The sequence below is a fragment of the Sphingobacterium olei genome, from assembly GCF_005048855.1.
GTDB lineage: Bacteria > Bacteroidota > Bacteroidia > Sphingobacteriales > Sphingobacteriaceae > Sphingobacterium > Sphingobacterium olei.
Map to the genome: position 1 here is coordinate 619,722 of NZ_SUME01000003.1, position 11,936 is coordinate 631,657.

The 11,936-nt window shown below is 38.5% G+C and carries 16 protein-coding genes; 8 read left to right on the forward strand and 8 right to left on the reverse strand.

Features of this window, described 5'->3' with window-relative positions; translation table 11 throughout:
• Window positions 1–75: 75 nt before the first annotated feature.
• The 6 genes from FAZ15_RS09955 to FAZ15_RS09975 form a co-directional block, all read right to left on the reverse strand.
• Window positions 76–429: a hypothetical protein gene (locus tag FAZ15_RS09955; RefSeq protein ID WP_136901150.1), complete on the reverse strand. Its 354-nt coding sequence runs from the start codon at window positions 427–429 to the stop codon at window positions 76–78.
• Between the two features lie 53 nt (window positions 430–482).
• Window positions 483–623: a hypothetical protein gene (locus FAZ15_RS22470; RefSeq protein ID WP_162304914.1), complete on the reverse strand. Its 141-nt coding sequence runs from the start codon at window positions 621–623 to the stop codon at window positions 483–485.
• 106 nt (window positions 624–729) lie between these two features.
• The gene (locus FAZ15_RS09960) at window positions 730–1,017 is read right to left on the reverse strand and encodes a hypothetical protein (protein WP_136901151.1); all 288 of its coding nucleotides are present in this window, start codon (window positions 1,015–1,017) and stop codon (window positions 730–732) included.
• A gap of 113 nt (window positions 1,018–1,130) precedes the next feature.
• Window positions 1,131–1,352, reverse strand: coding sequence for a hypothetical protein (locus FAZ15_RS22475; RefSeq protein WP_162304915.1), 222 nt, complete (start codon window positions 1,350–1,352; stop codon window positions 1,131–1,133).
• Window positions 1,353–1,446: 94 nt separating this feature from the next.
• Entirely contained in the window at window positions 1,447–2,451 is a 1,005-nt protein-coding gene (locus FAZ15_RS09970) for an SPFH domain-containing protein (RefSeq protein ID WP_136901153.1), read from the reverse strand.
• Window positions 2,452–2,463: 12 nt separating this feature from the next.
• A complete protein-coding gene (locus FAZ15_RS09975) occupies window positions 2,464–3,801 on the reverse strand; it encodes a hypothetical protein (protein WP_136901154.1) in 1,338 nt (445 codons plus the stop codon).
• 814 nt (window positions 3,802–4,615) lie between these two features.
• Between FAZ15_RS09975 and FAZ15_RS09980 the strand changes: the two genes are divergently transcribed.
• From FAZ15_RS09980 to FAZ15_RS10005, 6 genes are all read left to right on the forward strand, one after another.
• Window positions 4,616–5,218, forward strand: coding sequence for a hypothetical protein (locus FAZ15_RS09980; RefSeq protein ID WP_136901155.1), 603 nt, complete (start codon window positions 4,616–4,618; stop codon window positions 5,216–5,218).
• 33 nt (window positions 5,219–5,251) lie between these two features.
• Window positions 5,252–5,497 carry a hypothetical protein gene (locus tag FAZ15_RS09985; RefSeq protein ID WP_136901156.1) on the forward strand — a complete coding sequence of 82 codons (246 nt, stop codon included), beginning with the start codon at window positions 5,252–5,254 and terminating at the stop codon, window positions 5,495–5,497.
• 104 nt (window positions 5,498–5,601) lie between these two features.
• Window positions 5,602–5,913, forward strand: coding sequence for a helix-turn-helix domain-containing protein (locus FAZ15_RS22695; protein WP_202912359.1), 312 nt, complete (start codon window positions 5,602–5,604; stop codon window positions 5,911–5,913).
• A 72-nt stretch (window positions 5,914–5,985) separates the two neighbouring features.
• Window positions 5,986–6,210: a hypothetical protein gene (locus FAZ15_RS22855; protein WP_238387209.1), complete on the forward strand. Its 225-nt coding sequence runs from the start codon at window positions 5,986–5,988 to the stop codon at window positions 6,208–6,210.
• Window positions 6,211–6,401: 191 nt separating this feature from the next.
• Entirely contained in the window at window positions 6,402–7,040 is a 639-nt protein-coding gene (locus FAZ15_RS10000) for a type IV toxin-antitoxin system AbiEi family antitoxin domain-containing protein (RefSeq protein WP_136901157.1), read from the forward strand.
• Entirely contained in the window at window positions 7,037–7,888 is an 852-nt protein-coding gene (locus tag FAZ15_RS10005; protein WP_136901158.1) for a nucleotidyl transferase AbiEii/AbiGii toxin family protein, read from the forward strand. The genes FAZ15_RS10000 and FAZ15_RS10005 overlap by 4 nt, the downstream gene beginning before the upstream one ends.
• A gap of 502 nt (window positions 7,889–8,390) precedes the next feature.
• Here the strand turns inward: FAZ15_RS10005 and FAZ15_RS10010 are convergent.
• Together FAZ15_RS10010 and FAZ15_RS10015 are read right to left on the reverse strand one after the other, a co-directional pair.
• Window positions 8,391–8,660, reverse strand: coding sequence for a hypothetical protein (locus tag FAZ15_RS10010; protein ID WP_202912360.1), 270 nt, complete (start codon window positions 8,658–8,660; stop codon window positions 8,391–8,393).
• A 196-nt stretch (window positions 8,661–8,856) separates the two neighbouring features.
• Entirely contained in the window at window positions 8,857–9,804 is a 948-nt protein-coding gene (locus FAZ15_RS10015) for an SRPBCC family protein (protein WP_136901159.1), read from the reverse strand.
• A gap of 415 nt (window positions 9,805–10,219) precedes the next feature.
• On the opposite strand from FAZ15_RS10015, the gene FAZ15_RS10020 reads away from it, so the two are divergent.
• A complete protein-coding gene (locus FAZ15_RS10020; protein ID WP_136901160.1) occupies window positions 10,220–10,813 on the forward strand; it encodes an RNA polymerase sigma-70 factor in 594 nt (197 codons plus the stop codon).
• Between the two features lie 101 nt (window positions 10,814–10,914).
• The gene (locus FAZ15_RS10025; protein ID WP_136901161.1) at window positions 10,915–11,892 is read left to right on the forward strand and encodes a FecR family protein; all 978 of its coding nucleotides are present in this window, start codon (window positions 10,915–10,917) and stop codon (window positions 11,890–11,892) included.
• Window positions 11,893–11,936: the final 44 nt, after the last annotated feature.

Genomic DNA, 11,936 nt, shown 5'->3' on the forward strand with positions numbered 1-11,936 from the left:
ACAAAAACCTTTCTTTTAAAGATGCCAGTTTTGCTAATATTTTTATATTCCTGTGCGCGGTATAAGACAAGTAAGCTAGTCTATTTTGAGAAATTTATTTTTCAGTCCTTCGAAAGAGATGGTTAAAGTGTCTTTGTCAACGACGTAATTACCCCTAGTCTTTTCGTTGGATTGTTCTTCAGTCGTTATTATTTGGTCGCCCTCAACTGTATAGTTAGACGAGACAATATGCTGCATTTCCCCTTTACCTATATGCTGTATGAGTTTGCCGTCTTCGGTGAAAACGAATACAATCTCATCTATTCCCATTCCGGTTTCAGAATCCTTAAGTACGCTTTTCCAGGTACCGATCAATTGCTTATCACCCTCCGTTGCTGAGCTGCACCCAAACAGCAGAAGACAGCTCATAATTATTGAAAAATTTTTCATTTTGTCGTAATATTCTAAGTATAATCGAAGATAAAATCTTTTTTGAATAAATCTTAATCAATTTTTAGGAATCCAGCCGTTCCTTTAGCAAGGAAACCATCATGGACCTCGAACTCATCCATTGCAGCAACAGCATTTGGAAAATGTTGAGCTAGATCATCTACCGTAGTCGAGGAACTTAGTTTGATTGTCATGTTAAGAAGTATTGATTCTAAAATATGTATGCATCCGTGAAGAGTTTTGCTCTTAAAGTCTATATTATTTCGCAAATTTTTATCTCTTTGGTTAGTGAAATCCCACCTATTGGCGAGCTAAAAATAAAAATAGTAAAAGACCGACCAAAAGCAATCCTACATTGATCAGTGCTGGTTTGTACTGGGATTTATATAGCAGGTACAACATTTCGCAAAGGAGGAAAATGCCCTCAAATAGCAAAGTAAATAATGAAAGATAAAGTCCAATTTTTAAGCCCATGCCATTATTTCCGCCTCCATTTTGTGTTTCCATATGTTGCAATACGAGCAGTAACATCGCACCTGCCGCAACTACGAATCGGGGTAAAAAATGTTTGATCATCGGATTCATCATTGTCGGGAAATTAGTCTTTTAACGCATCCGTGATTTTAATATCGATAGGTATGGTTACGCTGTCCTAAAATAAGAACAATAGAGATCGCTAATTTCCATAGCGAACAGCTTTATTATCCCCTTTTTCCGACGCTTGGATGATTGGGATTCCGTGCAAATGCGCCACTGAAAATCATCGCTAATCCTGTGATGGCGAGTAGCAGTACCAGCACCGAAAGTACAATTCTTCCAACATTTCCATAGTCAATTGGAAACCATGCCCATAAATAGTTTAAACTCAAAAAGCAAACGCCCAATAGTGAGCAAATGAAAAGTGCGACAATAAGATACTTCATATGTGTATAATTTATTTCAAGGGTATTTAGATGTCTATCGACAGGTTCAGCATATACCGCGTTGGTAAGAATGAATACCGCATGATTTCCTGTTTTAGATGTTGCCCAAATAATCTTTTTTCTTCTTATCAAATTCTTCTTGCGTAATAATGTGCTCATCTAGGAGCAATTTCAGCTTTTGCAACTGTTCTATTGGATCCACACGTTTTGTAGGCTCGGTAATCTCATTGATGGACTGGCTGAAAAGATTGCCCATGCTCATACCTGCTCCAAGTGCAACTCCCGCTCCCGCAAGACCGCTTTCGTTTCTGGCGGCGTCACGCAATGCGCGTAATCGCTCGAGCTGTTCGAAGGTGAGTCCACCTTCAGCAGCAGCCATGCTGTCGGCCGTAATATCGGCCACTCTGCCGATTCTTTCTTCTGTCTCGGCATCAAAACTATTACCTTGTAGTCTAAAGTCCGTAATCCTAATGCCAAGCTGGTCAAATTCAGCGATAAGCTGTGCGCGTACCTCGGTAGTGATTGCATTGAGCTGTGTATCGATTTCAGTGTAAGGCAGTTTTTTGCTGGCCAAATACGTAATCAGCAGTTGCGGAATGCGAGATTGGAGAACTTCTCTAAAAGTTTCTGTCGTGTAACGATCCACATTACCTGTCAATGTTGTAAATACGTGGAGTGGATTGGATAGGTGGTACGAAAAATTTCCAAAGGCGCTCAATTTGATTGGGATTTTGTAGATCGCATCGACATATTTGATAGGCGAGGATGTTCCCCAGCCTTGGTTCAACACTTCCGCTTTTCGGTAATAAAATAGACCCACCTTGTGCTCACTCTCAAAGAACTGCATCACTTTGAGTAACGAAGTGATGAAGGGAAGGTTATCCGTCTTGATGTCATAGGTGCCTTCCTGATCCAGTACATCGGTCACTTTTCCTTCGTAGACGAGGATACATCCCTGACCGGGAGATACAATAAGCTTACTGGCATTTTTTATCTCGTCGGTCTTCGCAGGGTACTTCCAAAGCAACACATCAGATTGTTGCGGATTCCACTCGATTACGGTAGACAGTTGCTTTTTGAAAAAATTAAATATGCCCATAACAGATTTTTATTAAAAATTTAGATTTAGATCCACTTCGTTCATAGGTTGACCATCTTTGTCGCTCAGCAGTATATACATTGCCTTACGATCTGGTCCTGTGTTGCTAATGTAGAATCCTATCCCATTTTGGAATACACTTACTCTGTTAAGATTTACATAGCGGTCACTTAACTTGTAAGTCCATAAAACCTCACCCGATTCCGTGTCTATTTTTTGCAATAAGGGTTTGTTTTCTGGATTTGCATTCGGCAATGTTTTGATATATAGTTTATTGTCCTTGTTGTATACGATTTCTGGTTCAAAATACATCCTTTCGGGGCTAATGTCTTCAAAACGTGTAATCCGCTCTAAATATCCAGGAAATAGTTTTTTCCTATGTATCGCTTTACCATTGACTACATTCATCGTTGAGCCCCAAGTGGGAGAAAAAGCGAGTCGTGTAGGGAAACCATCTTTTTCTTTGATCCAATATTTAATGAGCTGTATCGGTTCCTCATATTCGCTGCTTTTTTCCGAGAAGATAAAATGTGGCTGCTCTTGGGCACCTACAGGAACGGATGTCAATTTTTCTGAATCAGTCTTAAATTCCCTATCATCTTGAATGTAAGCCTTGTCTGCCAGTGGGTAGTAGTAGAACTCTTTACCATCATTGGTCATGACTTGCAGGCAGTCTCCAAAGTTATTCATTGCGAAATCTAACGTCGCGATGCCAGATGAAAATGCCTGCACAGGGTTGAATATCTGATCAGTGACGTCGACCAATTTATGTGCATGTGTATCTACGGTATACAAACGCGAAGTTTTATCGGGAATTAAGTAGATCTTGCCATCAGAAAATGTTCTGTAGTAAAGTGTTGGAGAGTCCGCCCACTTCGTACTCGGCGATTGTTGGCCAAGGACCTTTTTATTGATCGGATCGTAGAATACAAGAATCGTCTCATCCGCTGTGTTGCTGTCGCCCCGGTAGCTACGTTCTACAGATAAAAGAATAATTGGATTCCCATTCTTGTCGGAATAAGCCATTTGGTCATAAATACGATCCGAGTAATTTGGAGAATTCGCTGTAGCATTCGAATTGGAATCATTGCTAAACATCAAATTTATTACAAAGGCAAAGAAAACCACTGCAATTCCTATCGCAATGATTGCTGCTTTTTTAGGATCTATTGGTTTTGCTGGGCTACGATCAATTCCAGAATGTTTGTGATTGACGTTGATATTTATATCATCATTGTCCAAAAAATATTCGGTATCACAGTTATTACAAATGTAATGATCCTCTTTGATTGCTTGTTTTTTGACGCTTCCACATTGCGGACATTTCAAAGCAGTGACTCGTTTGGCCATGTGTACAATATTGCTGTTTTATATCCAGAGTAGGCGTGAACATGTTTTTTCTTCAGAACTTGATGTCTAAGGCCTAATCTTGCATGTTGTCTGTTGAACAATAATAGGACAAATCCTTCCAAAAACGAATAGCAGTTTACAATTCGCTTATGCGATTTTAAATTCGCTGAAACTATTCAGTCTGCACGCTAGCTCAAATATTCCTGCGACGGATAGATTATTTGTTTTTGCCCTGAAAGGATTTTGATAGGATTTTTATGCATCCGCAAATTCTTGGCGATATCAAGGTGTAATGAATCAGCTAACCATTTCTTATTTTAGGTACTGGAAACATTTCAGCACCAGTGTGGGATGGCTACGGCCTGCAAGCTCGTCCAGCCTTTCCTTCCCCTTTTAAAGATGTTTTACAATCCTATAAAAGTAAATGGAGATGTGGATAATACACCAACGCTATCATGAGGCCTTAAATAAGCTAACGCCAGCTGACGTATACTATGGCCCTGGAGATCTTATATTAAAACAGAGAGAACGCCTAAAAAAACTGGCCATTATTAACAGAAAAACAGAATATTTAAAACAAAAATCAATAGTTTTATAAAACGAAAACACTCATTAGGTATTTGTCCCAATTAGTTTGAAGACATACAGTAGAAATACAATACCAGGGATATATTTTAAGCATTTTGGGTGAAGCTATGCTGCCTAAACAGCCGGCAACGATGTCGGAATATATCCTGTATAAGAAAACCTTGAGCTGGCTGGATAACAAAGCGCATCCAACAACAGAAGAAATAGTTTTGAAAATAGAACAACGATGAAAAAACTGACCATATTGATGCTGATAACAGCATTTCTTTTCCCTTCCTGCGACAGCAAAACGGAAAGGAAAACTACAGGAACACCACCAACACAGGAAGGCATTGCAAAAGACAGTAGTTATACAGAAACAAACAAAGGAATTTCCAATTCTGAAACAGACTTGTTGGCACGCCTTCCTGTACGTGATCTTCCGATAATGGACAGTACGAGCTTCGACAATTTTGAAAAATACGGGATAAGAGACAATGGTTTTCTGAAACGGATTAAGTTTGACCCCAGACGTAAGGAGGCGAATAATTTCAGACTCAACTACAAAATACCTCTCTCTGAAAACTTTACTTCCGTTGTGATTAGCTATCAATGTGGTGAACACGAGCTGTTCACCACATTGATCACGATAAACAAGGATAACAAAATAATCGATAAGCTGGAAATTGCTTATGATGAAATAGCAGAATCGGCATTTGGAAAAACAAGTAAAATAGAAAAAGACAAAATAATGGTAACAAGTTCAAATTGGATGAGTGAAGTGCCTGTTTTTGAAACCGAAACGTACATTTTGGAATACAATGGCAAGTTTAAAAAAATAAAGTCGTGATTTCTTTAGCCTCATAAAAATTTTGCCATCATCGTGAACAATGGAATGGTGATCGAGCAGTCTATAAAATATCCTATTGACAAAGAAAAGTTGATAGACGATCTTATTAAAGAATCCACTAGCAGCTATCAGGAAATTATGGAAAAAAGCACTGCCGACGTAGACGAATATGTGGATGACTATGAAGAACTGGAACAGATACCAATTTTCATATTGGATGCTGTCTCAAACCCGCAACTTTTGCAAATTTCTATCATTATGCTTCACAAAATGAATTGACGAACGATACCGTCGAATTCGAAAAATCCAATTCATTTAATATCGATAAAATCCTTGACACCCCATTCGATTATCTTAATCGATTTTTTTCCGACAGAATAAAAATGAAAAATAACCCCTTGCAATCGATTATTCAGGATATTCATTCTACAAACGGACAAATCAGTATTTATGAACTGTCAAAACGGAATTTTACAACTGTAAGGCAATTAGAGCGGAATTTCAAAAAGTTTGTCGGGCTATCCCCGAAAGAATATTCAAATATCATTCGCTTTCAAAATGCTTTAAATATCATCAAAAATTCAGATGAAAATCGAAGTTTTTTAGATATCGCTTTTGAATGTGGCTATTATGACCATTCGCATCTTACCAATGAAATCAAGCGTAATACAGGACTTTCGCCCTCGCAACTTTAAATTGTCGCATTTTTCCAAAGTGCAAACTGCCGTTGAAAGCTAACTTTGTGGAAACATTAATTTTTAAAACAAATGCGAAAAATATCACTTTTCATTGCAATGAGTGTAGACGGCTACATTGCAAAACCTAATGACGACCTTACTTTCTTAAAACTCGTTGAAAAAGCAGGAGAAGACTATGGCTATGGAGAATTTACCGACTCCACTGCCAGATACTACCCGTTTACAATAGTCGCCCGCTTTATTTTTTGCATCACATACCGAAGATGTCAGTACGGTACTTCCGCCGAATCTTAAGAATGTTGGTTATAGTTAGCATTTTATTATATATCCTATCTAGGAAGCCACTAACCAAGGCCGTTGTTTTTTTTAGTTAAGCAGAAGGCGATGGGATGTATTTGATCCACGTAACGAAGTAATAATATGGTTTTGTAAAATATTTTAAGTAAAATCGGATATTTTCCGATTATTTATTGTTATTTTTACATATGAGTTTTAGTGAATTAGTAGAAAACTATGCTGAGGAGCCCCTTACTAGACAAATAATCTTATCATTATTAAAAGATTATAAACGCCCTAATGACAAGATAGGGGAATTGGTAAAGGAAGGTCTACTGACGACTATAAAGAAAGGATTGTATGTGCCGGGTCCGAAGAGTAAAACCAAAAAGCCAGAAGCATTTCTTATAGCAAACCATTTATGGGGGCCGAGCTATGTTTCGTTAGAAACCGCCTTATCTTACCATGGATTGATTCCTGAACGCGTATATGAAATTAGTTCTGTTACTGTTAAGGCATCAAAAACTGTTAATACGAAAGTTGGACGTTTTACCTACAGACAAGCATCGCTTCCATATTACTTTTTTGGCCTTGAAAGTATAAAACTTACTCCAAGACAGGTCGTTTTGATGGCTTCTCCAGAGAAGGCACTGTGTGACAAAATTGTGATGACTTCAGGTGTACATCTGCGAAGCATTGTTCAGGTGCGATCGTTTCTTATGGACGACCTTCGTATTGATATTGATCGATTGAGAGCTTTGGATATTGATGGTATCGATAGTTGGATTGAAGCTGCTCCCAAAGCTTCTAGTTTAAAAATGTTAACAAAGACGCTTAGCGAACTATGATAAAAGATTGGTTAAAGGAATACAATCCACAAAGTAATCAGGAAGCTTTTGATGCAATGAGAGAAATAATGCAAGAAATTGCATTAGCGGGGTTAAATAGATCTGGTTTTTTTGAAAAAGCTGCATTCTATGGAGGGACTGCACTTCGTGTTTTTTATGGGTTAGAGCGGTTTTCAGAAGACCTGGATTTTTCGTTATTAGAATCAAATGCTGATTTTTCACTTGAACCCTATTTCGAGTCCATTAAGTCAGAATTTGCTGCCTTAGGAATTACTGTAAATATTAAAGAGAAAAATAAATCGATAGAATCTAATGTTGAATCTGCATTTTTAAAATCAGATACCGTTTGGAGAGAATTGGTGCTGGAAGATATAGCACCCCAGCTAGGAGTCGGAACGATGCCTAATATGAAAATAAAGATTGAAGTCGACAGAAAGCCACCTCTCGGATTTGAAACGGAGGAGAAATTGCTTCTTCGACCATTCTCTTTTTATGTGAAGACATTTACAAAAGAAAGTCTTTTTGCTGGAAAAATGCATGCCCTATTATTTCGAAAATGGAAAAACCGTGTGAAAGGAAGGGATTGGTTTGATCTGGAATGGTACATTAAAAAAGGAATTGCTTTGGATTTAAAACATTTTCTGCTTCGTGCAAAAGATACCAATGACTGGAATAGAGATGATATTTCTGAAATTGAAGTCCTTGATTTACTTACACAAAAGATCAATGGAATTAGTGTGCAGCATATTAAAGACGATGTTGTTCGGTTTATACCCAATGATGATGCGCTTGAAATTTGGAGTCGAAAATATTTTTTAGATCTTATTCAAAGATTGAAATTCAGCTAAACAAGAAATGGGTTTGTTTCTCAAGCTGGAGGGAGTTGTTGTAGAAGATTTGTTTCTTGTTCGCAAATCGCAAACAGCGAACAACAGAAGAAGACACAGAACAAAAAGTGAAAATAATTTTGCCGGAGCTTTATTTTCAAAGGGTTTATAAATAGCAAGGGAGATAATCAATTACGTTTCTTTGTTGGAGGGCCTAGGTTGGGGATTAGTATAATTAGGAGTCTATTTTTAGACATTTTAAGCTCTTTTTTTAGACATTTCATTGTGATGTATTCTTTTTATTTGTTTGTATTATAGAGGTTTATAGTGTTTTTTTGTAGACATTTTAGACATTCTTTTAAGATAGGTTTTTAGGTCTTTTAGAAAAGTTGAGAGATGCGTATGTGTATTAGTTGCCAAGTTTGTCTAAAGTTGTGGAAGAGAGATGAATTAGATGAACTTTAGATAAATATTTGCAGTAATACTGGTGTTAATTTCTTGTTTGTTAGGTTTTTAAGTTTGTCTAAAAACTTGAAGCAAAAATGAATTTAGATAAACTTCGTGTAGGTGTAAGATCTACATGTTGCAAGGTACGGGAAAAAACAATCTTCGAAGTATTGTCTATTGCGACTGCAAAGTCATCCATTGCTTTATCGCCTGTAGGATTTTCCAGGACGGTTCGCCAAAATTCCATAAGCTGGTAGGTTATCCTGCCATATAAAGCGGTATCAGCGCTTCTCAACAGATCAGCGTTCTTCGTCGGGCACACCTGAGGTATGGTCACAAAACCCATCAAGCGTCATATTAATTGCAGCAATTACTTTTTTCATATTTTCTTTTTTGCTGGTTAGTCGGTTTGGTAGGTCGTCTTACACAGACCATTGCTTTGAGGTGCTTTTTTGACGACATGTGCTCGATGGTGGGTTTAATTTACCCGTGCTAATACCCAGGCTAGGGTTAGATTGTTTAATATTAACTTTTTCATTGAATTACTCTTCAGACCTTTCTTTTTCAATTTGCAAAATGTTGTTCTGAATGTCCTTCATAATCCATTTTCCCCACCAACCCGCATAGAAGTTAAAAGTAGTATTCATTTTAAAATGGCTGTATAAATGTAAGCGGTGGAGACCATTTGCCAATTTTTCAAGTTCATATGTTCCATTTAGAACATCAAAATAATCTCCGCCGATCACGATGTGTTCATCTAACGTGGTAGACGGGATTTCGTGTGGATATGCTTTTATAGTAAAGACCATTTTTTTATTGTCGATGTATTCTATGACTGTTTCGTGGAATACAAGCCCTTTTGTGAAAACAGCTTCTCTATATGCTCCGACACCTTCAAAATCCAGTTCTGCTCTAACTGGTCGAGGAAATCCCAGTATATTAGTCAAATATCCCTTATCCAGTTCACTGGGGATTTCCTTTACACGGGTTACATTGTCCCAAATCTTTTCTGCTGGTGCGTCGATGTCAATATGCGTATAGGCCGTATAAGTTGCTGGGATTTTTTCAATCAGGCTTTCAATTGGACCGGCGAAAAAGGGCAGAAGTACCAAAAGGGAGATGCTGAGCCTGTTGTTAGTTCTATTTGTCTTTAAGTAGCCGCCAATCACTCCTCCAATAGAAGCTGCTATTAAAAATGCAGGCAATATCATTAACCAACATGCCCAACCTTCAACCTTTAAAACTAGCGTGATGATTAAGAAAAGAAAGATAGGTATCCAAGGAGTACATATTCTATAGGCTATGTTTTTTGCTTTTTCGGGGGGTGACAGGTAAACCGTCAAAGCACCAACGATTGTCGGCAATAGAAATAAAAACGTGATTGACATCACCGAGAACAGCTCGTTCCATGTGTCGATGCCAAAAAAAAGCCGAAGAACAACCGCATATAATACCGGAATTCCAATAACTATCAAGGTGTTTTTTTTCATACGGCTTTAATTTGTCAGGAAATTTGCATCCATTATCCCTATGTGTCCGTTGGATTTAGTCCTGGTGAATTTCGCGAAGGTTATATGCATCATGTATTTTAAGTCAATTTAGATCAGTTTGAAGTACTAAAATAGGAATTATTTGTCAACTTTTGTTGACGGTTTCCAATAGTTCATTTCGTGAAGTTTTATTAGAGGAGAAATGGATTTGTATACGGTCTTAAGTTTTACTAAATTAAACAGAAGCTTACGGTTCTTTAATAATCCCTTTTTTATCCGCTAGTGGAATTATAGCATCCGCTAGAAACCAGAATGAGATCATTCTACCTATGTGCAAAGTTTGTGCGATCTGTATTGATCTCCTCGATAAGTTGATGGAAATTTTTTATATTTGCTTAAACCTCTTTTTACATAGATGTACTATCCAACGTTAGATAATGAATCCGTGCTTCTTCGGCGTGTCGCTGAAGGACATCAGGCTTCTTTTGATAGCATTTATCGGTTTTATATAGACAGAGTATATTCATTTGCTCTACATATTGTTAAAGACAAAGAATGGGCATATGAGATCGTCCAAGACGTGTTTATGAAGCTTTGGCAGTACGGTAAAGAATTGCTAAAAATTGAAAATTTATATGCTTGGCTACGCACAATAGCGCGGAATCAAGCGCTGCAGGTTATCCGCCGTCGTGCTCTCGAAATGCGGGTAGAAAAAGAATTGGCCGCTTCATGGAAAGAAGCCAGAAATACCACGGATGATACTATATTTTATAACGAAGCACAACGTATCCTCGATCGTGCAATCAATCAGCTAACACCTCAACAGCGGAAAGTTTACATATGTTGCCATATGGAAGGCTGTTCGTATGAAGAAGTAGCTAGTCGGTTGGGCCTATCGAAACTTACCGTGCAGACCCATATGAAACAAGCTTTGCGCAGCATTCGGCAGTTTGTCATTCAAAACTACCAAACTATATTTTTGTTGTTGCTACTTGAATGGCTCAACTAGAAGCACTATAGCACAAAAAAGACCCCCATTTATTTTTTTGAAATTCTTCTACCCCCACGGGTACCCTCGTGCATCTATATAGTGTACAGTCATCCTAATATATGAATAAACGTCTGAAATATCTCTATGACCGGTATGTTGCCGATACAGCTACCGCAACGGAACGTGAGGAGTTTGAGTCTGCCCTGCTGAATATGAACCACGATGCGGATCTTAAAGTGCTGCTCGAAGAAGCCTTCGATGCATATCCAAGAGACACTTTGCCAACAGCGGAAGCAGACGCTATCTATACCCATATCTTAAATAGGCCACAGCCATTAATAAAGCGGAGACAGACCATCTGGTGGTTGGCAGCAGCCATGGTTCTTATCCTATCTGGATTAGTAGTAGCCCTACTACGTTATCAGAATGCCGAGACGACTGAGGCCGTAAACGTTGCGCACACCGAGCGGATAGAAACGCATGATAGGAGAGAATACGTGATCTTGCCGGATAGCAGTGTGGTAATCCTGAATGAAGGAAGTGCACTGTCGTATGCAAAAGACTTCGGTCACGCAGACCGTATCGTCATACTAGAAGGAGAAGCATTTTTCGATGTCGCCAAGAAGAAGAATAAACCATTCATAGTCAAGACTGCGCGCGCGCAGACGCGGGTCCTGGGAACAAAGTTCAATGTGAAAGCGAATAACAAGACGAGTATAGAAGTTACAGTTACAGAGGGCAAAGTACAACTGGAAGCAGATGGTAAAGTGTTGGGTGTGGTACATGCGAAACAGCAGATCACTTTTGATGCGACAAACGCTACCTATAACAAGAAGTCCGTCGTACTGACACCTGTGGTCGCCTGGCATGCAGGCGATTTATTCTTTAATGACACAACACCCGAGCAGGCATTTAGATCGTTAGAAAATAAGTATAAGGTACGCGTTCACTATCCCGAACAATTAATTGGGTATAAACGGTTGTCTGCGACATTCTTAGCACACGAACCATTATCCGAGGTAATGGATGCCATAGCTGCATTTTATAATGTTGAATATAGGCTAGAAGGCGAGGATATCTATCTCCAGCCGCGTTAAAAAGATCAATAATCAGACACCACGTAACAAAAATGAAAGGAGGA